23 protein-coding genes are annotated in these 23,546 nt (G+C 27.2%); 9 read left to right on the top strand and 14 right to left on the bottom strand.

Annotation, left to right across the window (positions count from 1 at the left end; genetic code table 11):
* Positions 1–236: 236 nt before the first annotated feature.
* From I1A51_RS07020 to I1A51_RS07005, 4 genes are all read right to left on the bottom strand, one after another.
* Complete coding sequence (locus I1A51_RS07020; protein ID WP_196892455.1) at positions 237–680, bottom strand: hypothetical protein; 444 nt, start codon at positions 678–680, stop codon at positions 237–239.
* A 30-nt stretch (positions 681–710) separates the two neighbouring features.
* On the bottom strand, positions 711–1,292 hold the full coding sequence (locus tag I1A51_RS17725) for an RHS repeat domain-containing protein (RefSeq protein WP_317192841.1): 582 nt from the start codon (positions 1,290–1,292) through the stop codon (positions 711–713).
* Positions 1,293–1,910: 618 nt separating this feature from the next.
* Complete coding sequence (locus I1A51_RS07010) at positions 1,911–2,063, bottom strand: hypothetical protein (RefSeq protein WP_196892452.1); 153 nt, start codon at positions 2,061–2,063, stop codon at positions 1,911–1,913.
* Positions 2,060–2,248: a hypothetical protein gene (locus I1A51_RS07005; RefSeq protein WP_196892450.1), complete on the bottom strand. Its 189-nt coding sequence runs from the start codon at positions 2,246–2,248 to the stop codon at positions 2,060–2,062. Before I1A51_RS07005 ends, I1A51_RS07010 begins: the two co-directional genes overlap by 4 nt.
* Positions 2,249–2,554: 306 nt before the next feature.
* Between I1A51_RS07005 and I1A51_RS07000 the strand changes: the two genes are divergently transcribed.
* On the top strand, positions 2,555–3,118 hold the full coding sequence (locus I1A51_RS07000) for a metallophosphoesterase (RefSeq protein ID WP_196892448.1): 564 nt from the start codon (positions 2,555–2,557) through the stop codon (positions 3,116–3,118).
* Positions 3,119–3,193: 75 nt separating this feature from the next.
* Here the strand turns inward: I1A51_RS07000 and I1A51_RS06995 are convergent, their stop codons facing one another.
* Positions 3,194–3,832 (bottom strand): HAD family hydrolase, encoded by a 639-nt coding sequence (locus I1A51_RS06995; RefSeq protein ID WP_196892447.1) that lies wholly within the window; start codon positions 3,830–3,832, stop codon positions 3,194–3,196.
* Between the two features lie 177 nt (positions 3,833–4,009).
* Here I1A51_RS06995 and I1A51_RS06990 point away from each other — a divergent pair, with 177 nt between their 5' ends.
* Positions 4,010–6,259: a nitric-oxide reductase large subunit gene (locus I1A51_RS06990; protein WP_196892445.1), complete on the top strand. Its 2,250-nt coding sequence runs from the start codon at positions 4,010–4,012 to the stop codon at positions 6,257–6,259.
* Between the two features lie 81 nt (positions 6,260–6,340).
* Here I1A51_RS06990 and I1A51_RS06985 read toward each other — a convergent pair whose 3' ends face one another.
* A complete protein-coding gene (locus tag I1A51_RS06985) occupies positions 6,341–6,922 on the bottom strand; it encodes a hypothetical protein (protein WP_196892443.1) in 582 nt (193 codons plus the stop codon).
* Between the two features lie 301 nt (positions 6,923–7,223).
* On the opposite strand from I1A51_RS06985, the gene argS reads away from it, so the two are divergent.
* On the top strand, positions 7,224–8,999 hold the full coding sequence (gene argS, locus I1A51_RS06980) for an arginine--tRNA ligase (protein WP_196892441.1): 1,776 nt from the start codon (positions 7,224–7,226) through the stop codon (positions 8,997–8,999).
* A gap of 117 nt (positions 9,000–9,116) precedes the next feature.
* Here the strand turns inward: argS and I1A51_RS06975 are convergent, their stop codons facing one another.
* Both I1A51_RS06975 and I1A51_RS06970 read right to left on the bottom strand, forming a co-directional pair.
* Positions 9,117–9,617 carry a hypothetical protein gene (locus I1A51_RS06975; protein WP_196892439.1) on the bottom strand — a complete coding sequence of 167 codons (501 nt, stop codon included), beginning with the start codon at positions 9,615–9,617 and terminating at the stop codon, positions 9,117–9,119.
* 227 nt (positions 9,618–9,844) lie between these two features.
* Positions 9,845–10,897: a type I restriction endonuclease gene (locus I1A51_RS06970; RefSeq protein ID WP_196892436.1), complete on the bottom strand. Its 1,053-nt coding sequence runs from the start codon at positions 10,895–10,897 to the stop codon at positions 9,845–9,847.
* Positions 10,898–11,077: 180 nt separating this feature from the next.
* Here I1A51_RS06970 and I1A51_RS06965 point away from each other — a divergent pair, with 180 nt between their 5' ends.
* Positions 11,078–11,302, top strand: coding sequence for a Rossmann-fold NAD(P)-binding domain-containing protein (locus I1A51_RS06965; protein WP_196892434.1), 225 nt, complete (start codon positions 11,078–11,080; stop codon positions 11,300–11,302).
* Positions 11,303–11,335: 33 nt separating this feature from the next.
* Here the strand turns inward: I1A51_RS06965 and I1A51_RS06960 are convergent, their stop codons facing one another.
* Positions 11,336–11,974 carry a hypothetical protein gene (locus I1A51_RS06960; protein WP_196892433.1) on the bottom strand — a complete coding sequence of 213 codons (639 nt, stop codon included), beginning with the start codon at positions 11,972–11,974 and terminating at the stop codon, positions 11,336–11,338.
* A gap of 191 nt (positions 11,975–12,165) precedes the next feature.
* Entirely contained in the window at positions 12,166–12,810 is a 645-nt protein-coding gene (gene folE / locus I1A51_RS06955) for a GTP cyclohydrolase I FolE (protein ID WP_231373984.1), read from the bottom strand.
* A 180-nt stretch (positions 12,811–12,990) separates the two neighbouring features.
* On the opposite strand from folE, the gene I1A51_RS06950 reads away from it, so the two are divergent.
* From I1A51_RS06950 to I1A51_RS06935, 4 genes are all read left to right on the top strand, one after another.
* Complete coding sequence (locus I1A51_RS06950) at positions 12,991–14,820, top strand: type II CAAX endopeptidase family protein (protein ID WP_196892431.1); 1,830 nt, start codon at positions 12,991–12,993, stop codon at positions 14,818–14,820.
* A gap of 172 nt (positions 14,821–14,992) precedes the next feature.
* Entirely contained in the window at positions 14,993–17,086 is a 2,094-nt protein-coding gene (gene pta / locus I1A51_RS06945) for a phosphate acetyltransferase (RefSeq protein ID WP_196892429.1), read from the top strand.
* Positions 17,087–17,108: 22 nt separating this feature from the next.
* On the top strand, positions 17,109–18,296 hold the full coding sequence (locus tag I1A51_RS06940) for an acetate/propionate family kinase (protein ID WP_196892428.1): 1,188 nt from the start codon (positions 17,109–17,111) through the stop codon (positions 18,294–18,296).
* A gap of 86 nt (positions 18,297–18,382) precedes the next feature.
* Entirely contained in the window at positions 18,383–19,186 is an 804-nt protein-coding gene (locus I1A51_RS06935; RefSeq protein WP_196892426.1) for a hypothetical protein, read from the top strand.
* 46 nt (positions 19,187–19,232) lie between these two features.
* On the opposite strand, the gene I1A51_RS06930 is transcribed toward I1A51_RS06935, so the two are convergent.
* From I1A51_RS06930 to I1A51_RS06920, 3 genes are all read right to left on the bottom strand, one after another.
* On the bottom strand, positions 19,233–19,928 hold the full coding sequence (locus I1A51_RS06930) for a toxin-antitoxin system YwqK family antitoxin (RefSeq protein WP_196892425.1): 696 nt from the start codon (positions 19,926–19,928) through the stop codon (positions 19,233–19,235).
* A 5-nt stretch (positions 19,929–19,933) separates the two neighbouring features.
* Entirely contained in the window at positions 19,934–20,359 is a 426-nt protein-coding gene (locus I1A51_RS06925) for a heme-binding domain-containing protein (protein WP_196892423.1), read from the bottom strand.
* A gap of 248 nt (positions 20,360–20,607) precedes the next feature.
* Entirely contained in the window at positions 20,608–21,252 is a 645-nt protein-coding gene (locus I1A51_RS06920) for an ACT domain-containing protein (protein WP_196892421.1), read from the bottom strand.
* Between the two features lie 121 nt (positions 21,253–21,373).
* On the opposite strand from I1A51_RS06920, the gene I1A51_RS06915 reads away from it, so the two are divergent.
* Complete coding sequence (locus I1A51_RS06915) at positions 21,374–22,699, top strand: aspartate kinase (protein ID WP_196892419.1); 1,326 nt, start codon at positions 21,374–21,376, stop codon at positions 22,697–22,699.
* 99 nt (positions 22,700–22,798) lie between these two features.
* Here I1A51_RS06915 and I1A51_RS06910 read toward each other — a convergent pair whose 3' ends face one another.
* Complete coding sequence (locus I1A51_RS06910; RefSeq protein ID WP_196892418.1) at positions 22,799–23,422, bottom strand: hypothetical protein; 624 nt, start codon at positions 23,420–23,422, stop codon at positions 22,799–22,801.
* Between the last annotated feature and the right edge of the window lie 124 nt (positions 23,423–23,546).

Below are 23,546 nucleotides of genomic sequence, written 5' to 3'. Positions count from 1 at the left end.
CGTTTATATTGAACTAGAGATAATAAGCTTTTGCTAAATAATAAAACTAGAAAACCAAACCTCCTATAACATTATTTCTCTCGTTATAAGTGGTTTTAAAAGATGAATGTTTTTTACTCTTCCCATCACTTTTAATTTTACAATTCGCATTACAAATACTCTATATAATAAGTCCCGCTTTGCAAAAGTGAACTAGAGGAAATGTTGAGCTAGTGGATATTTCACATCTAATTTAACTACTCACAACAATCACAAACTTCAATAAATAAATCTGATTCTTTTTCTAAAATAAAATGTAATGTTTCATTCTTATTTGATAAAATAATATAACCTCCTGCATAAACACTAATTTCATATTTATTTTGACTATTCAATACAATTCCTGAATACCAACAAGGATAATCATAACATAATGTGTACCATTCATATGCATCAACTTTTCGCATTTTTCTTAAAATTTCTTTTAGAGATTTTTTATTAAAAGTCCACGATTCACACAATCTAATTACCTTGTTTTTTTCAACATTGTAATTATATCCTTTTTCTAATTCTCCTGACAACTTTAAACCTTGATATCCTATATATATATCTTTCTGATTAATATTAATTATATCTCCCCTCATATTGTTATATGAAAACCAAGACAGTAATAAAATAAAAACAAATAATATTCTATTCATAATTGAAATTTTTATTAATTAACACTTTTCTTATTTCTTTCCTACATGATTAGCTCTATTTTCAAAATTATTAACTTGAGTCACTGTACCATCTTTATCAATAATTATATGAAAACCAGTCATTCCTTTATTATTTTTTGTTGTATTAACAGCACTACTTGCTGTACTACTAACAGTTCTATGTAAAACTATAGCACTTATTGATTTCATTTTAGGTCGTTCTGTTATTTTCGAAATACTTGACACAACAGCATCTCCTTTCAAAACACCATTATTAATTTTATATGGAGGATCTTGAGACATCACCCCATCAGGATCAATAAAATAAATAGGATTATTTAATGCATAAACATATGGGGACCACTCATAAAGTTTCTCCGCCAACGGATCCAAATTAAACCATCTTCCTATAGATGCATCATAATTTTTTGCTCCATAATCATACCAACTCAGTCTGAGTTCATTTTGTTCCTCCTTCACATTATATGCATATTTATGATCACGTGCAATTATGGTATTATTATATCCATTATGCTTCATCCCAAATGGATAATAATTATTTTCTTCATTATCTTCTGAAGCTTCTTGGTAAAACCGAACAAATAAACATATTTAAAGATCCTACTATACTGAAGAGACTCAATCAAATAAATAGCCAACCTACTTGAAAATGATAAACAATGTATTTTATACGCATTTCGTGGATTATTACAGAATATGAGAACACAACAGCCTTTTATTAAAAAAAGCTTTAAAACCAAACCACCTATAACATTATTTCTCTCGTTATAAGTGGTTCTATAGGTTGAATGTTTTTTTCTCCTCACAAAAGTAGATTAAAATAAATAATAGGTCAACTATGGAAAACCTAATACCTTTTACCTAATTGGTTTCAATTATAGCACACGAGGAATCAGTAGGTTTTAAATTTTCTAATACTTTTTTTAAATCACCTTTTAATTCAGATTTTTGATAAAGGATACTACATTTTTTTAATTTCCAAATATTTAATCCATCATCAACATAGAATGTATCTTTTTTTATAACAAATACATAACTGTAGACTCCCATTCTAATATCCTTATCAGTATCAATTTTTATAGAGTTAATACTATCCCTTACTAATAATAATTCTTTTTTTAACCCATTGGATATTTTAACATCGCAATAATAATTCGCTCTAATTCCATGATCTTTCTCTAAAAAACAATAATTTTTTTAGAGTTTAATTTATATTTCTTTTATAATAGAATTTTCAATTACATCAATATGTTCAACAATTAGAATATTTGTATCAATGCTATTCATTGTATAAATTTCTAAAGTATTTTTACAACTATAAATAAAAAATAACACTACCATAAAATATAAATATTTTTTCATTTTTTCTCTGTTGTTATTGAACTTTTTGTCTTGTATTTAACACCTCCATAATTATTTCTAGTATCTTCACGTAAATTTTCATTTATTTGATTTGATAATGTTGTAGTATATTTTTCTTCTTCATTTGTATACTTAGCATTAATATATCCTTGTTTTTTAGGCACAAAAATTAAAATATCCTCCATATCTGTATTTTGTTTTCTTATTAAAGCATCTCCAATTTGATTTTTTTATTGATTATTAGGAATAATCAATAAAAATTGTATCTAAACATTGAAGTTTTAAAAACTAATAATTATATATTAAATAAAAATATTAGATTATTTTTTTTATAATTCTTTCTCTCTACTATTTTCTAAAAATAAATATCTTAGCAACTCAAAATTTTAATCAAAAAGACTATGAACACTTTTAAAACCAAAAAAATGTAATCAGCTGCGTCCAAAGCATTTCGTGAACTACAATTATTTTTAAATTAAAAAATCAAAAAAATGAGTAAAATATTTTTTACAGCAGATCATCACTTTGGACACAAAAACATTATAAAATTTTCAAATCGTCCTTTTACATCCATTGAAGAAATGGATTCTTATTTAATTAAAAAATGGAATGAAAAAGTAAACCCTGAAGACGAAGTTTATCATCTTGGCGATGTTGGATTTTATTCCTCAGGAAAATTGCGAAAAATTCTAAATCAATTAAATGGAAAAATTTACCTCATCAATGGAAACCATGAAAAATCAGCACAAGCTTGTCATACAAGATTTGAATGGATCAAGGATTATCATGAATTAGTGGTAAAAGATAAGGATTTTGAAAGAGGTGAACAATTAATTGTTTTATTTCATTATGCAATGCGTGAATGGAATGCTTCTCATTGGGGAAGTTACCAACTTTATGGACATTCCCATGGAACTCTAAAAGATGATATTCATGCACTTTCTTTCGATGTTGGTGTAGATTGTCATGATTTCGCTCCGATTTCTTATGAAGAAGTGAAAGAAATCATGAAGCAAAAAAAGTGGAAACCACCTTTTGAAAAAACAAATCGATAAAAAATAAAGGTAACTCAATTGGGTTACCTTTTTTTATTAATATTGAAATTGTTTAGAGAGATTGTCATTTTAAAATTAAATCTCAAACCTTTCCATTGTTTCAAAATGTTTTTTCATTCCATTTTCTTCTAAAATTTCTTTGTTGACATTTCCAATTCCGATAAAATCGATTTTTAAATTATTCGCAGTTTTTAAATCCCAAAGTCCATCTCCAACAGAAATGATTTCTTCAAAAAGATCTACTTTATAAATTTCCTTAGCATTTTCGATTGCTTTAGAAACAATTTCTTCTCTTGCATAAAAATTATTCGAACCAACCAATTCTCCATCTTGAAAATCAATTCCAATACATTTTAAACGATATGCAGCAGTTTTTTCCAAAGAACCAGTTGCAAAACAAATCCCGATTGTTTTATCTTTTCTTAAATGTTCAATAACTTCTTTTGCTCCTTTTATTTCTTGAAAATCATAATGCGTAATTTTCTCATATAATAAATTCTCTAATTCGTTTAATTTTTCTTTTGTAAACGTTTTTCCTGTTGCAGTTTCATAGATTTCTTTTGCAATATAGGCATCTGAATGATGTTTATATCCATCAAAATCTTTGTTATAATTTTCAATTCCTAAGGAAGCAATCACTTCTCGGTATATTTTTTTATAAATCGGAATAGAATCTGTTAGAGTTCCATCGATATCAAAGACAATTAATTTCATTTTTTAGTTTTTTCTAAAGTATTAAAATCCATATAAATTTTGCCTTTATCTTTTATAAATATTTTCACTCAAAAAATATTCCACATCTAAAATTCCCAAAAACAAAACATACATCATTATTTTTTAAAATTAGTTTCTTAATTTAATGTTAAATACTGAAAATCAAATAATAAACAAATGAAACAAATCAAAAAACTTTGGGTAACACTTACCGTAATTGTAGTGATTTCATTTGCTATAATCGGATATTATGGTTTTGAAATTTACAGAGAAGCACCACCAATCCCAGAAAAAGTAGTCGATCTAGAAGGAAATGTTATTTATACAAAAGAAGACATTCAAGAAGGACAACGTGTTTGGCAATCAATTGGAGGACAAGAATTGGGAACAATTTGGGGACATGGAGCATACACTGCTCCAGATTGGAACGCAGATTGGATTCATCGAGAAGCAGAATTTATTTTAGATCTTTGGTCACAAGAAACTTATTTTCAAGATTATAATTCTTTAGGTGATGAACAAAAAGCATTACTTCAAACAAATCTAAAAAAATACATTCGGGAAAATCACTATAATCCTGAAACAAAAATCTTAACAATTAGTCCTGCACGAGAGGAAGCAATTCTTCATAATCAAATTTATTATACAAAACTTTTTTCAGATGCTCCTGAACTTGCAGAAACTCGTGAGCATTATGCAATGATTGATAACACTGTCAAAGGAGAAGAAAATTTACATCGAATTAATGCTTTTTTCTTTTGGACTTCTTGGGCTTGTACAACGGATAGACCTGGACAAGATATTACTTATACAAATAATTGGCCTCCAGATAAATTGATGGGAAATGAGCCACATGGATCTTTAATGCTTTGGACAGGATTTAGTATTATGATGCTTTTATTAGGAATTGGATTTTTAGCTTTTTACCATGCAAAAAATACGGAAGAAGAAATTGATAAAGATTTCCTACCAAAAGAGGATCCACTTTCTGGAATTCATCCTACTCCTTCTATGAAAGCAACTTTAAAATATTTCTGGGTTGTTTCTTTATTGATTTTTTTACAAGTTATTTTTGGTGTAATTACCGCGCATTATGGTGTGGAAGGTCAAGGTTTATACGGTATTCCTCTTGCGGATATTCTTCCATATTCTGTTACAAGAACTTGGCATGTACAATTGGCAATTTTTTGGATTGCAACTTCTTGGCTGGCAACTGGTCTTTACATTGCTCCTGCTGTTTCTGGATATGAACCTAAATATCAAAAACTTGGTGTCAATTTCCTTTTTATTTGCTTATTAATTATTGTTCTTGGTTCTATGGCAGGACAATTATTAAGTATTTTCCATTATTTCGGATTAGACATGAGTTTCTGGTTCGGTCATCAAGGATTGGAATACGTAGATTTAGGAAGATTCTGGCAAATTTTCTTATTTATTGGATTAATCCTTTGGTTAATTCTAGTAATTAGAGCTTTAAGACCTGCATTAACAAAGAAAAACCCAGATCATAATCTATTAGTTCTATTCGTGATTTCTTCTATTGCAATTGCGCTTTTTTATGGAGCTGGTTTGTCTTGGGGAAAAAACACACATCTTTCACTTATCGAATATTGGCGCTGGTGGGTTGTTCATCTTTGGGTAGAAGGATTTTTTGAAGTTTTTGCAACAGTTGTAATTGCTTTCCTTTTTGTTCGAATGAAAATTTTAGATATTAATAAAGCAACAAAAGCAACTATTGCATCTGCAAGTATTTTCTTAATCGGAGGAATTATAGGAACTTTTCATCATTTATATTTTACAGGAACACCAACTGCTGTTCTTGCATTAGGTTCTACATTTAGTGCTTTGGAAGTTGCACCACTTGTTTTTATGGGATTTGAAGCTTTCCATAATTATCGCGTAAGTAAAGCAACCGAATGGACGAAAAATTACAAATGGCCAATCTATTTCTTTATTTCTGTTTCTTTTTGGAATTTAATTGGTGCTGGAGTTTTTGGTTTTATGATTAATCCACCAATTGCACTTTATTATATGCAAGGTTTAAATACAACTCCAGTTCACGGACATGCTGCTCTTTTTGGAGTTTATGGAATGTTAGGAATCGGTTTGACACTTTTTGCGATTAAAGGACTTTCTGCACAATCTCCTTGGAAAGATGGTGTTATTAAATTTTCTTTTTGGGCTTTAAATATCGGTTTAATTTTAATGATTGTTCTGAGTTTATTACCTGTTGGATTGGCGCAAACTGTTGCAAGTGTAAATGAAGGAATGTGGTATGCAAGATCCGCAGAATTTCAACAACAAGAATATATTCGAACTTTAAAATGGCTACGATTAGTTGGAGATACCGTTTTCGCAATTGGTTCTCTGACTTTAATCTATTTTATCATCGGTCTTAAAACTGGTTGGTCTTTGAAAAAAGAATAGAGAATTAAAAAACTGCTTCTTTTTGAGGCAGTTTTTTTATAATATTTTAAACCATTTTCATATTATTCAATATTGAAATTTCTAATCAAATTCTATTAATAAATCATTAGGAATTTCATTCTTATCAACCTTAATTTCTTTATCAAAAGGCATAAATACAGAAATGCTATCTTTACCTATTAATCTAAAATTTTTATCTAAATATATGTTTCCATCAGGTCCATATCCATCAATTTCAAGAAAGTTTATATGTAATTTATAGAGATCTTTAAATTCATAAAAATTATATTTTCCTTTATAAATAGTTTCAACCTTTCCAAAAAGAAGATCTGTAGAATGAGTTACTGCTCCCTTTTTTTTAAAAGAAGCATAAGGTGAATTAATTTGTCTTCTTTTATAAATAATATTTAATTTCTCTTTTTTTATAAGGAAAATTTTCCTTTGACTACTATCAATAATTTGATACTTATTGTCTAAATAAAATATTCTCTCTTTTAAAGTATCTTTTTTTGTAATAAAATTTCTCACAGTATATCCAACCAAACTATCATTTTTATATCTTTTGTAAAAAAATTGTTCTTTAACAGAAAGATTATTTTCACAAGAAATAGTTGTAAGTAAGAGAATCAAAATAAATTTTAAATCTATATTTTTTATAATCATTGTTCGTTATTAAATTTTCTCTGGATTATGTTTTTTTTATTGATTCACAATTTTTGAATTTCTTTTAAGATAAACTTAAATGAATGTCATATCAATTTATTAAAAAAATATAGCATATACTTCTTCATTTATTTCAAAAAGCAAAAATAGAATTAACTTAATATTTTTCTAAATGTCAAAAAGCTTTTATAAGAAACTTTGCTCTCTTTTTTAATAGTAGATATTCATAATATTTTAAACCATTTTCCTTGATAGAATCCGTTTATTTATACTAAATTTGCAGTTCAAATTTTAAATTAAAATGAATATTCAAAACACATTAACATCCGTAATTCAAAAAGGTTTCAAAGAAATCTATAATGTAGAAATTGATAATGTTGAATTTCAAGCAACTAGGAAAGATTTTGCTGGAGATATCACAATTGTTGTATTCGCATTTTTACGACACGTAAAAGGAAATCCTGTGGAAATAGGAACTCGCATTGGAGAATACATCAAAAATAATGTTTCGGAAATTAGGGATTTTAATGTTGTAAAAGGTTTTTTAAATCTTGAATTTTCAGATGCTTATTTTGTAAATGCTTTTAATGCAATTTACACAACAGAAAACTTTGGAATCATTTCTCCAAATGAAGAGGAAAAAGCTGTGATGGTAGAATATTCTTCACCAAATACAAATAAACCACTTCACCTTGGACATGTTCGTAATAATTTATTAGGTTATTCTGTTGCTGAAATCATTGCTGCTTCTGGTAAAAAAGTGTATAAAACACAAATTATCAACGATAGAGGTATTCATATTTGTAAAAGTATGTTAGCTTGGCAACGTTTCGGAAATGGTGAAACTCCAGAAACTTCTGGTTTAAAAGGCGATAAATTAGTTGGAAACTATTATGTTGCTTTTGATAAAGCTTACAAAGAAGAAATTAAAGAATTAGAAGAAAAAGGTCTTACAACAGAAGATGCTAAAAAACAAGCTCCAATTTTATTAGAAGCTCAAGAAATGCTTAGAAAATGGGAAGCTGGAGATGAAGAAGTTGTAGCACTTTGGAAAACGATGAACCAATGGGTTTATGAAGGTTTCAGTGAAACTTATAAAGCTCTTGGAGTTGATTTTGATAAAAACTATTACGAAAGTGATACTTATTTATTAGGTAAAAAAGTTGTTGCTGACGGTTTAGAAAAAGGTGTTTTCTATAGAAAAGAAGACGGTTCAGTTTGGATTGATTTAACCGATGAAGGTTTAGACGAAAAAATCGTTTTACGTTCAGATGGAACTGCTGTTTATATGACGCAAGATATTGGAACTGCAATTGAACGTTTCAATGATTATAACATTGATTCTTTAACATACACTGTAGGAAATGAGCAAGATTATCATTTCAAAGTTTTATTCTTAATCTTAAAGAAATTAGGATATGACTGGGCTGAAAACTTATATCATTTATCTTATGGAATGGTAGAATTACCTTCAGGAAAAATGAAATCAAGAGAAGGAACTGTTGTAGATGCTGATGATTTAATGGTAGAAATGACAGATACGGCTCGTGAAATTTCGCAAGAATTAGGAAAATTAGAAGGTTATTCTGAAGAAGAAAAAGAAACTTTATATAAAATCATTGGAATGGGAGCTTTAAAATATTTCATTTTAAAAGTAGACCCAAGAAAACAAATTCTTTTTGATCCAAAAGAAAGTATCGATTTCAACGGAAACACTGGACCTTTCATTCAATATACGTATGCGAGAATTCAGTCGATTTTAAGAAAAGTAGATTTTGATTATTCTGCTACTATTTCTGATGTTTCTCTTTCTGATAAAGAAAAATCATTATTAAAACAATTAGAATTATTCCCTTCTGTAATCCAAAATGGAGCAAAAAATCATAGTCCTGCTTTAATTGCAAATTACACTTATGATTTAGTGAAAGAATACAATTCATTCTATCAAAGTTCTCCTATTCTAGGTTGTGAAGATGAAAATTTAAAAATCTTTAGAGTTCAACTTTCTGATAAAGTTGCACAAACAATCAAAAATGGATTTAAACTTCTAGGAATTGAAGTTCCTAACAGAATGTAAAATATAAATTTTGAATCGAAAAAGGCTAACAATTAAAACTGTTAGCTTTTTTTATTTTTATAGAAAATCAAACTTTAAATATAAATCATTGAAATCAATCAATTCTTTTAAAGTATTTTAATTCGGTAAATATTCTAAAATAGCTTTGAAGTAAATATCTGCTCTTTCTTTTGCGAAAAAATCAATTAGATAAGTTAATAATCCTAATAAAATCGATGCAAAACTAATTGCTCGAATTGTGGAGTTTTCAAAAAAGAAAAATAAAACTGCTCCTAAAATTGTTGCGATTAAAGCAAAAGGAAAAGTATAGTTAAAAATTGTATCAAAACTTTCTACTCTTTCTTTTTCAGCTTTTATAAATTTTTCTGGATTTTCTTTAAATTGATTTTGGTATTCTACAATTCTATTTTTGTTACTATAAATGTTATATCCTCCTGCTGAACTTAAAAGTAAACCAATCAATAAAAGTGGAATTATCATCGCTTTCGCATTTGGTGTGTTTCCAAATTTCCAAAAACAAAATGCAAAAATTAAAAGTAAAATTCCTCCAAATCCAGTAATCATTGCTTCAAAAATTTCTCCTTTTGTCCAATTAATTGTATGTTCAATAAAACTCATCCTTATCTTTTTTAGAAGTTCTTATTAAATATAAAGAATAGCTAGTTATTAATTTGTTTTTAGTTTTCAAAACCAACCAATTACTCTGTTTAGCAGGTAAAAAAATATTTAATTCAAATTTATAGACTGACTAATCACTCTACAAAATTATATATAAAATATGGATTTACAAAATTTGTTAATTAAACATAAAAAAGCGATAAAATTTAATATCGCTTTTCTTCTAATTAATTTAAATAAATATCAGCTGTATTTAAAAGCTTTTCTTCAAGTTCATAAATATCATCTATTGAATCTATTAAAACTTTTTCTTCTTTTCTTTCTTCTCCAAAAACACTTATATATTTTTTATTGCCGTTCAAATGTAATCTACAAAGAGGTTTTCTATTGTTATCATCTAACAAAATTCCAAAATATGATTGTGTATCTCTATAAACTATGCGTTTTCTTTCAATTTTTCTTCTCAAAATAGAAACTATAATTCTAAAACCTTCAAGCTCTTCTTCAGTTGTGATTATTTTACTAATTTCTTCAACTTCTTGTTCATTTTCTTCTTCTTGATTTTTGACTTCTTTTGAAAGTGCTTTAGTTAGTCTGTCATTAACTTTTTCACTTATTAATTGATTTGAAGCTTTTGAAACTAATTCTTTAAAGTGTTTTAAAACTTTTTCAGTCATTCTTCCACTGTAAACTTTAGAAGCAAAAAATTTCACAAATTCATCTGATGGTTGGCTCAATTCTGAATTAAGAATCTTTTTAATTTCTTTCGTATACTTTAATGAACTAGCATTTGAAAGAATCTTTTCAACGTCAAAATGTGACTTATGAAATTTTTGTAATTCATTAATTGAATGATCTTTTAAATCTACAATTGAAAATTCAAAAAATGGTTTTTCATCCATCTTATTTGATTCATCTAAATCAGCATAAAATCTATATTCTATTCCATTAGTTAATACACCAAATCTTGACTTTGTTACATGGAAATATCTTAATAATTGAGAATTATGTAAATCTAAATTTTCTTTCCAATGCTTACATTCAATAATTAAAATTGGGTTTTTATCTTCTATAATTGCATAATCAACTTTCTCTCCCTTTTTAACACCAACATCTGCAGTGAATTCAGGTACAACTTCAAGTGGATTAAAAATATCATAACCTAAAATATCAATGAAAGGTAAAACAAAAGCTGTTTTAGTAGCTTCTTCTGTTTGGATTTGCTCTTTCATTAAATTAATCTTCTCTGATAATGTCTTTAATTTAGTTTGTAATTCCATAAGTATTTTTTGATTAATGGTTCACAAATCAAAATTAAAAGCAATGATTAAAAATATTTTACGGGAATCCACATTTATACATTTTTATTTTACTTCCAAAACTTTCTTATTTTTTAATTCATTTAAAATTGTGCTAATACAAAACAACATTCCTTAAAAGATATCGCAAACAAAATTTCTTTGTTAAAAAATCGTAAGATTAGTTACATTTCTCCGACTACAGAAATATATCAGAAATCTTTGAAAGAAGCTGGAGTTCCAGAGCAATTTATTGAATTAATGAATGGGATTGCTTTAGCGCAAGCTCAAGGAGAATTTGATGAAATTAGTGATGATTTAAAAAATATTTTGGGAAGGAATCCTGCAACGCTAAAAGATTTTTTGGTTGATCATTTCAGTAATTAACTTTTAAAGGACATTCTAATGAATGTCCTTTTTTTATTCATTGATACATTGATTATTTTCTTTGATTATTTCTCTCAAATCCTTTTTAAAATACTTTAGTTTTTTAAACTTTTTCAATGAAATTGCATTGCATTTTAAATAATTTTTCAATTGCTGTTTGAAATAATTATTATGCTTAATTTCTCTACGATGTCTTAAGGTATTCCCTGTATTTATTACTAAATATCTTTTATAAACTAATTGCTGAATTTCTTCATTTTTTGCTCGAATAAAATATTTATAATTCTTTTGATGAATATAAGAATACAAATTCACAGCACCTTCTTCCAAAACTTCTAAATAAACTTCTTTGGAAACAAATTTTGGATTTCTATCTGCGCTTAATCTTTCTAATACAATACTCGAACTATCAATCATCACATTTGCACGAACAAATTTTACATCACCATAAATAGAAAATTCTTTTGCTTCATTTTGGTGAATTTTGGAAATCTCTGAATCTTCGCTTTTTTTAAACTTGAATTTTACAGGATTATTTTTCAAAGAATTGTATTTAATTAATCCTTCTATTTTAACAGAATCATTTGTGAGATAATAGCCTTTTTTAAACTGAGAAAAAGACAAAACAGGAAGAATTAGGAACAATAACAAGCTCCAAATTTGAATTTTCATAATCTTACTTTTTAAATTTCATAGTTATTTTTAAAAATAAAAACGGTATTTCTAAAAATTTCAGCAAAAGTAGCTTTTTCTATCAAATTAAAGAGTGATATTTTACAATTTATATGCTATTAAAATAACTAACAATTTTTATTGATTTCTTTTTCAAAAAAAAAGCTGATTAAAAAAATCAGCTCTTATTATTAATACATTTTCAAATAATTTAAAAATTCGTTTTTGGTTTTCAAATCTTTGAATTTTCCACGAAATTCAGTTGTAATTGTATTACTTGCAATATCTTTAATTCCCCTTGCATTCACACACAAATGTTTTGCATCAATCATACAAGCAATATCTTCTGTTTCTAAAACTTCTTGAAGTTCTTGTACGATTTGAACAGTCAGTCTTTCCTGAACTTGCGGACGTTTTGCATAATAATTTACAATTCTATTGATTTTTGATAAACCGATAATTTTTCCTGTTGAAATATAAGCAACATGTGCTTTTCCGATAATTGGCAATAAATGATGTTCGCATGTAGAATAAACCACAATATTTTTTTCAATTACCATTTCATTGTATTTATAAGAATTTATAAATGTCGAAACAGAAGGTTTGTTTTTCGGATTTAAACCTGAAAAAAGTTCCATCACAAATGCTTTTGCAACACGTTTTGGTGTATTTTTTAAACTATCATCTTTTAAATCTAACCCAAGAACTTCCATAATGTGTTTTACATCTTTTTCAATCAGTCCCATTTTGTCTTTATCCGAAAGTTGAAAAGCATTTTCTGTCATCGGTGTACACGCTAAATCCTTAGAAGGTTCGTTATTTTCTTTATAATACATACATTTCTATTTAAGATGAATACATCTTAAGTTAGTCAAAAAAAAATAAAAATCATTAAACATCTGATTTTTAACAATGTAAAATTTAATTAACAAGTTTTTAGGTACTTTAAGTTTAAAATGATATAAAGAAAATTAGATTTTCTTCTTATCTTTTAAGTCTAATTGTTGAAATGTTTTATGAAAAGAATTTTAGTCATTTTTATATTAGTATTTACGCAGTTTCAAAGTTTTTCACAAGACTTTGATGCTTCTCTCCTATTAAATAAAATCAATTACTCAAATTCTGCTCAATTTCAATATTATTTAAAAAAATACGACCAATATTTAGAGGAAAATACGAATGATTTAATGGTTTTCATCGAACGATGTAAATTCTTAGAAAATTATTTAGAACAAAAAGATATTTCAAAAGAAAAAAGATTACAATTAGAAGATGCTTTAGAGAAATATCAAAAAAAATTATATAGAGAATTCCCAAATCACCCAAAAACAGCAATTTATAAATTAGAGCATTCACCTAAAGAAAAACATAAAGAAATACTTCAAAAAGCAGAACATTCCATTGTTTCAAATAGCCATTTTTGGAATGAAAAAGATAAAAGTTTTATTTATGAACAATTAGGTCATTATCATTTAAGTAAGAATAATTCCCTTGCAATTAAATATGCTTTACAAGCAAAAAAACACGAACCTGAAAAAGATTATTCTGATTTGATTGCAAATGCTTATAGGCTAAACGGTGATATCGAAAAAGCTGCTGCAATTTTAGAACAAAACTTACATTTATCTAAAGATATTCACTCTTTAAGCAAAAAAGCGAATTTACTTTTTGAAATCGGAAAATTAGATATTGCTTCCAAAACTTATAAACAAATTTTAGCGAGAGATTCTACCTATGTTTTAAACGAACATTTAGCGGCACTTTTTGAAAAAAATCATGAATATAAATTAGCGAGAAAATTCTTAGTAAAAGATACTGTTGGAAGTTGGAAAAAATTAGCACATTTACAAAAATTGGTTGCTTTTGATATCAAATATTCAGATCCAAAGATTACTTTAGAAACCTACAGAAGATTACAAGAATTAAATCCAAAAGACGATTTTTTTGGGATTAAGCGATTTGATATTTTTCTAAAAGATCCTACTTCTTCATGGAAATGGTCAGAAATTTTTCATTTTCTAATTTTCATCGGATTTATCACATGTCTTTTAATCATTCCGTTTATTTGGATTTTGCCAATCATAGGTCTAGAAGTTGTATTAAAAAACAACAATTTTAAGATTGTCACAAAAACACCTTTCGATTGGTCGATTCGCTATTTTTGGTATGTTAGTTTTTGTTATTTATTAACGACTTCACTTGTTATATTTATCTTTGAATACCAAGATTTTATTGCTGTTTATCTAAAAGTTGGAGAAATTGAAACTTTTGCAAAAGAAGCAACCTCAACGCTTTCTCAAGCACATCAAATGTTATTTTTTGTGTTTTTGATGTTTATCACAACACTATTTACTTTAAACAAAAAACGATTGGAATATTATTATAATTCTACTTTTAGTATTTATAATATTGTGCTTTTCGGATTTATTTTTGTGATTTTTAATAGTCTTTTGCTTAAAGGTTTGGATTATTTATTTCATGTAGAAGAAATCGTAAATATTTCTTATTTCTCTGCGGCAAAAGAAGAAGTAGCAGCAGTTTTAAAAGAATATGGCTTTTCTGTGGCTTTCCTCCTAGTTGCAATCATTGTTCCTATTTATGAAGAAACTATTTTTAGAGGAATTATCCTTGGTTCTGTTGAACAACATATTGGTTTTCGATTTGCAAATATTTTTCAAGCAATTCTTTTTGGATTGGTTCATGGAAGTGTGAAATTATTTATTTTTTACTTCATTTTTGGTTTCATTTTAGGAATTGTTGCAAAGCGAAGCAAAGGACTTTTAACCAACATTGTTTTCCATGGAATTAATAACATGGTTGTTCTTTATTCTCTCACAAATTTGTAGAAACTTCACTAGAAAAAATTTCTATTTTAACATTCTAAACTGACATTTCTCATAGACTTGAAAATAAATCGATTTTACACTAAAAACATAAGCTTTTCTTAACAAATTTTTCTGTCTTTTCTAAGGTTAAAATTGAATTAAGAAGTATCTTTGTAGCTCAAAATTATTGATTATGAGTAAGGCGATTTATATTGCAACAAGTGAACCAAATAGTGGAAAATCTATTGTAACTCTTGGATTGATGCGTATGCTTTTAGGGCGCACAGCAAGTGTAGGATATTTCCGTCCAATTATTGACGATTTCAAGGAAGGTGAAACAGATAATCATATCGATACTGTTTTATCACATTTTGAAATTGATTTAAAATTTGAAGAAGCTTATGCTTTTAAAAGAAGTGAAATTGTTGCAAAACGGAATAGTGGAAAAGTTGGTCATATTATCGACACAATTATTCAAAAATTTAAAGCCTTAGAAGAACGTTTTGATTTTGTTTTAGTAGAAGGAACTGATTTTTCTGGAGAAGGTTTAGTAATTGAAATGGATGTAAATGTTTTAGTTGCAAAAAACCTTGGAATTCCTGCAATTATTGTTGGTTCAGGAATTGGAAAAACTTTAGAAGAATTGGTTGGAAGTATACATATTGCTTACGATTCTTTTAAAGAAAAAGAAGTAGAAGTTCTTGCTGTTATTGCAAATAAAGTAGAAATTCAAAATATTGAATTAGTAAAAAATGGAATTGAAAACAATTTACCAAAAAGTATTATTGTAGAAGCAATTCCGAAAATTTCTTCTCTTGCAAATCCAACAGTGAAAGAAATTGTAGAAGCACTAAATGCCCATGTGATTTTAGGAGAAGAATATTTAAATAATCAAGTGGAAAATGTTAATGTTGGAGCGATGCAATTGCGTAATTATCTGACACATTTGAAACAAGATAATTTAGTAATTACTCCAGGAGATAGAGCGGATATTATTTTAGGAGCTTTACAAGCAAATTTATCTGCAAATTACCCAAAAGTTTCTGGAATTGTTTTAACAGGAGGATTGATTCCTGAAGATTCTATTGTTAAATTAATTGAAGGATTATCTCGAATTGTTCCAATTATTTCTGTAGAAGACGGAACTTTTGCAACTGCAAATAAAGTTGGTTCTATCGATTCTAAGATTTATGCAAATAATAAAACAAAAATCTTAACTTCTTTAAAAACTTTTGACGAATATGTAGAACCAGATCGTTTGGCAGATAAGTTAATTACATTTGAATCTGAAGGAATGACACCGAGAATGTTCCAATACAATTTGGTTCAAAGAGCAAGAAAAGAGAAAAAACATATTGTGCTTCCAGAAGGAGCAGATGATCGAGTTTTAGAAGCTGCTGCTCGTCTTTCTTACGTAGATATTGTAAAAGTGACACTTTTAGGTGATCTAGATAGAATTCAAAGAAAAGTTTCTGCTTTAGGAATTAATATGGATTATGAAAAAGTAGATATTATTAATCCTGTAGAATCTGATTATTACCAAGATTTTGTTGAAACATTTTACAATTTAAGAAAACATAAAAATGTCAACATGGACATGGCAAAAGATATGATGGCTGATGTTTCTTATTTTGGAACGATGATGGTTTACAAAGGTTTAGCTGATGGAATGGTTTCTGGAGCTGCACATACAACGCAACATACAATTCGTCCAGCTTTACAATTTATCAAAACAAAACCAAATGTCTCTGTAGTTTCCTCTGTTTTCTTTATGTGTTTAGAAGATCGTGTTTCTGTTTTTGGAGATTGTGCGATTAATCCAAATCCTACAGCTTCACAATTAGCAGAAATTGCTATTTCTTCCGCAGAATCAGCAAAAGCTTTTGGAATTGAACCAAGAGTTGCTATGTTGTCTTATTCTTCAGGAACTTCAGGAAAAGGAGAAGATGTTGATAAAGTTAGAACAGCAACAGAAATTGTAAAGAAAATGCGTCCAAATTTAAAAGTAGAAGGACCAATTCAATACGATGCTGCGGTTGATTTTAATGTTGGAAAAAGTAAATTACCAGAATCAGAAGTTGCAGGACAAGCAAATGTTCTTATTTTCCCTGATTTAAATACAGGAAATAACACTTATAAAGCTGTACAAAGAGAAACTGGAGCTTTAGCAATTGGTCCGATGTTACAAGGATTAAATGCTCCAGTGAATGATTTAAGTCGTGGATGTACGGTAGATGATATTTATAATACTGTAATTCTTACTGCAATTCAAGCACAAGGATTATAATAAATTTTAAGAATCTTATTTTATGAATATATTAGTTATCAATAGTGGAAGTTCTTCTATAAAATACCAATTAATTCAGATGCCAACTGAAAAAGTAATTTGTTCAGGAATGGTAGAAAGAATTGGAATAGCAGACTCACAAATTCATTATAAAACAGAAAATAATTCGATTTCTGAAACACTTTTTATTGAAAATCATAAAATTGGTTTAGAAAAAATTACCAACTTTCTTTTAGATGAAAAAGTTGGTGTGATTTCTTCAAAACATGATATTCGAGCAGTTGGACATCGTGTTGTGCATGGAGGAAGTACTTTTTCAAAAACAACAATTATTGATAGTGAAGTAAAAGCAAAAATTAAAGAATTATTTTCTTTAGCTCCACTTCACAATCCACCAAATTACGAAGGAATTGAAGTTGCTTCAGAATTGTTTGATACTGCAATTCAAATTGCAGTTTTTGATACTGCTTTTCATCAAACAATGCCAACGGAAGCTTATAAATATGCAATTCCAAATAAATATTTAGAAGAAGAGCAAATTCGTTCCTACGGTTTCCACGGAACTAGTCATAAATATGTTTCTGAAAAAGCAATTGAGATGTTAGGAAAAGAAAATTCTAAAATTATCACAATTCACTTAGGAAATGGTTGTAGTATGACAGCTATAAAAGATGGAAAAAGTATTGAAACTTCTCTTGGATTTGGTCCGATGAATGGATTAATAATGGGGACAAGATCTGGAGATGTAGATCAATCTGTTATTTTCTATTTAGTAGAAAAATTAGGAATTCCATTAGAAAAAGTAAATACTATTTTACAAAAAGAAAGTGGAATGTATGGTTTAACTGGATTTAGCGATTTACGTGACATTGAAGCAAATGCTGAAAATGGAAATGAAGAATGTAAATTAGCTTTAGAAATGAATGCTTATCGAATTAAGAAATATATTGGTTCGTATGCAGCAATTATGAATGGTTTAGATGCTATTGTTTTTACTGCTGGAATTGGTGAAAATTCAGATGTGATTCGTAAGTTAGTTTGTACAGACATGGAATTTATGGGAATTGAATTAAACCAGGAATTGAACAGTATTCGATCTAAAGAAAATAGAAATATTAATACCGAAAATTCTAAAGTTTCGATTTTAGTAATTCCAACAAATGAAGAAATAGAAATTGCGAAACAATCATATGAATTGATTGAATCATAATTCTCTTTTATATAAAAAATTTCAAAAAAGGGGCTTTATTAAGCCTCTTTTCTTTTGAAAAAACATGCTTAATAATACATAAAATAATGATAGGAAAATTACATTTTCAAAGTCGAATTCTTCTATATATAAATAATTATTTCACTTTTTTATTAATTGCAATAGTTTTCTTTTTAAGTTATTTAATGACAAAAACTTTTGATCATATTGACTTTAAAGTAGGCTGGTATTTAAGTCATGATATTAGATATACTAAGGGAATAATTATTGAAGATTTTTATACAGGAGATCATGAAAAAGTAAATGGTTATGAATATGATATTGTTGGTTTTGAATATGTTTATGAATTGAATGGAACATATTATAGTTGGATATCTTATGCAAGTACAAGAGATTTTTATGGTTTGCGCAAAGGAAAAAAAGTAAATGTTGTTTTTAATAAAAATCATCCAGAATTTAGTCGAATTCACAACATGTCAAATTCTCCAGCTTTATCAAGTTTTATTTTGTATTTAATTCTTATTTTAATTACAATTCTATTACTAATTATCAATTTTTATTATGGAAAACAATTCTATTTATCAATTCAAAAAGGTGTTTTTGTAAAAGGTAAGTTTATAAAACAAAAAATAGTTACTTCAAGAAATACTTTAGAAGAAGTAGAAGAAAGTTTTAATATTGCTTTTTCGTATGAATATGAAGGAAGAAAATTTAAAAAATATATTACTACAAAAGATAAAGAAAAATATACGGATGAAATCTATGAATTAATAATTCATTTTCCAGAAAACCCAGAAAAATCTTATTTAGTAGATGAGAAAAATTCTTATAGAGCAATGATTTTAAAATATATTGCAAAAGATGATTTCAATGTTTTAATCAACTCTTAAAATGGAAGTAAATAAAAAAGGAACTTAAAATTAAGTTCCTTTTTATTTATTTTTTTATTGGTCTTTCTTTTCTTTTATTTGGAAATTCCTCTCCTACTTTTTTTCCATTTTTAAAGCGAATCCATTTTCCAACTTTCTTATCATTTAGATATTGTCCTCTTAAAACCAAAACACCATCCACGCCATAAAAAGAAGCTTCTCCGTTTCGCTTATTGTTTTTAAAAGTAATTGCTTCAATTAGTTTTCCAGCATCTGTGTATTTCTTCTGAATACCATTTTTTTCTCCAGCAATAAAAATTGTTTCTTCAATAATTTTTCCATTTTTATCAAAAACAGTAGTAATTCCATCTAATTTTCCGTTTTGATAATTTTCTTTAGAAAGCAATCTTTTTCCGTCGTTATAATAATATTTCCACTCTCCTATTCGATTCTTTCCGTCCATTTTTCCTTCAGATTTTAATTTTCCTGTTGGAAAGAAAAAAAGCACTTCAGCAATCGAAGAATTTTCTTGGAATTTCTTCATGATGGTAGGTTTCCCATCAGATTTTTCATCATAAAATAAAAATACACCTACTTCTTTTCCATGATTAAATTGTCCTTCATAACGAATTTGATTATTACTATAATATTTTTTCCAAGCTCCATGTCGCTTTCCATTTTTATCAAATTGATTTACTTGTGCAAAACTTTTTTGACTAAAAATAGCAGCTATCAAAAACGTATAAAATAATAATTTTTGCATATAATTTACTTTAAAGTATTTATCCATTCTAACAAATCTTTCTTGTCTTTATCACTTAAAACGGCATTCTTATGTAGAATCGTATAACTAGACATCGGCATTGAGTTTTCCATAATCACTTCTTCTAAATCATGAATGTTATGTTTTCGCTGATTGTCATTATAAGTTTTCCATTCATCAAAGTTTACATGCTTCTTTCCATCATTCACATGATTCGCAATAATCCATGAAACTGGTGCAATATTACTATACCAAGGATACACTGTATTATTGGAATGACAATCATAACAAGATGTTTTCAAAATTTGCTCAATATGCGGTGGAACATCCGTAATTTTGTTTATTGAAACCTCGTTTGAGGTGTTTTTATCAGGTCTAAAAAATTGTATAATGACCAAAACAGCTACGATAAATAAAAGAATTTTTTTCATGATTTTTACAATTTTGAAGTTGCCAAATATAAGAAACATTTCACACCATAAGTTATCTTAGTTTTAAATTTTTAAAAGAAACTTCATTTTTGTGAAATAATATTCTTTATTCAAAATTAAACTAAAAAGATGTAAAAAATTAATTTACAACGATTTAAATCTACTTTATATAAAAATAAAAAAGTGTTCAATAATAAATTACCAAACACTTTTAAATAAACATTAAGGAATTTTGGGGTATGAAGTTGTTAAAAGCTTTTTATTTCATTCATCAGAATGAAAGCTTTATTTGCATATTCTTTTTCAAGAAAAATAGTGAAGTAATTAGAAGTAGAAATAATCTCAAAAACAGGGATTCCTTCGTAAGCTAAAAGCTTGAATAAATAAAAATACAATCCAATAATATCCGAACTTTTCTTAGGAAGTTCAATAGAAAGCGATGATAAATCATCTTTAATACAAATGCAAGTTTCATCTTTGAAATATTCTTCTACAACTGGTTTTAAAGTAGAAGAAACAATGATACTACTCTCTTGATAATTGCTCGCATACGTAAAATATGCACCATAATTATCTTTAATATCTGTCAAAAGTTTTGCTTGATTTTGCACTAAAGTATTTGAGTTTACAAAAGTGTAATCCGTAATATTCGACCTAAATACGATATCACCAAAACCTTTAAATGAACTATTCATTTCCAAGTTTCTAGGCAAATATCTTCTCAATGCCATTACGATAGAACCCTCCTTTACAGGTTTTCGCATCATTTGTTCAATTTTTGGCTGTAACTCTTTTGCTAACGAGCTAAAATTGATGATGTCTCTGTAAAGTGCATCCTCTAAAAAAGGCTGATGTTTGATTAAATCATGAACGTAATTTGTAATAGTTTTCATTATGTTAAATATTTAACTGGATGTACAAATATATATATTTTTATTTAAAAATATTTTTTTGTGGTATCTTTTGGTTAATTATGCACCATAGTTTAGAAAAAACTAATAAATCAGTAACAAGATGAAAGTATTGAAATTTGGGGGAACTTCTGTAGGGTCTTCTTCAAGTATTAAGGAAATTAAACATATTATTGAAAATCAAAACGACAAAATTCTTGTCGTTTTATCAGCTATGTCTGGTGTTACCAATGAATTGGTACAAATCAATAATAAACTAAAAGAAAATAATACAGACATTCAAATTCACATTGACTATTTACGAAAACGACATTTAACAGTCATCAATGAATTATTTTCACCCAAACAAAATACTGAACATATTGTTGAATATGTAGAAGAAATTTTAGAAAAAATAGAAAGTTTTAAAAAAGAGTATTTAACAAAAGAACGTGAATCGATTGTTTCAACACTTGGAGAAACACTTTCTACTTTCATTTTTTCAGAATATTTAAAAGCATCTGAAGTTTCTAATAAATTATTAGATGCTAGCTTTTTTATGCTAGTTGAAAATGATGAGAATCCAAATTTAAAAGTGATTCATACTTTATTTGAACGCGAAGTTGAAAGAATGGAAGATTCGAATATTTATATCACACAAGGATATATTCGAATTGATCGAAATAATAAAATTTCTACGTTAGACCGTGGAGGAAGCGATTATACAGCTACAATTCTTGGAGCTGCTTTAGACGCAACAGAAGTTCAAATTTGGACAGACATTGATGGTTTCCATAATAATGATCCAAGATTTGTAGATAATACGCGACCTATTGAATATTTAACTTACGATGAAGCAGCAGAATTAGCATATTTTGGAGCAAAAATTTTACATCCAAAAACAGTAATGCCAATTCGTAAGAAAGGAATTCCTCTGTATCTGAAAAATACTTTTAAACCTGAATCTAATGGAACATTAATTTTCAACGATTCAAAATATTTTGGTTTAAAATCAATTTCCGCAAAAGATGGAATTACAGCAATTAAGATTAAATCGAATAAAATGTTGATGGCTTATGGATTTCTTTTAAAGATTTTTGAAATTTTTGAGAAATATAAAACGCCAATTGACATGATTACTACTTCGGAAGTAGCAATTTCACTTACAATTGATTCGACAAAAAAGTTAGATAAAATTGTAAAAGAATTAAAAGCTTATGGAGAAATTGAAGTAGAAACAAATCAAAGTATCATTTGTTTGGTTGGACAATCAATTATTGAAGATAAAGGTTCCAACAAAATTTTTGAATTATTAAATGAAATACCTGTCAGAATGATTTCTTATGGAGGAAGTGAAAATAATATTTCACTACTTGTAAGCGAGGAAAATAAAGTTACGGCTTTGCAGGCACTCCATAAAAAATTATTCCCAAAACATATAAACGTTTAGCATGTTTCTTTTAAGTATATAAATACTTAATATTGTCTTAAAAAGCCCAAACCTTTGTCACGTTTGGGTTTTTTTGTTTTTAATTTTTTTCATTTTAATCTATCTCAAAAAATGTCTAAACTCATAAGAATCAATTTTAAGATAAGAAGCTGTATCCATTCTTTGATTTCCAATAATTTCTAAACTTGTTATTTTAGTAGAATCTTTATCCCAAATTTCAGTATATCTATTATTTTCAATCACAAAAACTCGTCTATCTTTTTTATCATAAAAAAGGATTGCATATACTTTTACTTTTTGAAAGTTTTCTGTTATTTCAGAGTTTGCTTGAAGAGAATATTCTATTTTGTTATTCACATATTTTGTTTGAAGATTTACTTCTATTTTATCTTCTGTTAAAAATTGTCCCATCTCTATCGGCTCCTCCAAATTTGCAATTTTATAATATTCTAAAATCCATAAAGAACTCGCTAATCCTATAACTAAAACAGTAGAAAATATAACAATAAAATTAATAATTCTTTTTCCCTTTTTAGAATTTAGTAAATTATTAAAACCTAATTTTGTGATGATTAAATAGTGAAATAATAATAGGCTTGGAACTAAAAAACTAAAAATTGTTTCTTTATTTTCTATACTATATTCTTTTTTTATTAATACAGAAATAAAAAAGACAACAATCCCTAAACTTATAATTCCAATAATCTTTGTGTAAATTTTCATATTCTCAGTTTTTTCTTTAAATCTAAAAAAACTTTTATTAAAATCAATTAATATGAAAATGTTTTACAGAACTTAACGGCTTCTAATCCTAAATTGAAAAAACATAAAAACTAACCTAAAACAG

Origin of the sequence: Aureivirga marina (assembly GCF_015767265.1) — a bacterium.
Classification (GTDB): domain Bacteria; phylum Bacteroidota; class Bacteroidia; order Flavobacteriales; family Flavobacteriaceae; genus Aureivirga; species Aureivirga marina.
This window is presented reverse-complemented; position numbering and strand designations above follow the sequence as displayed.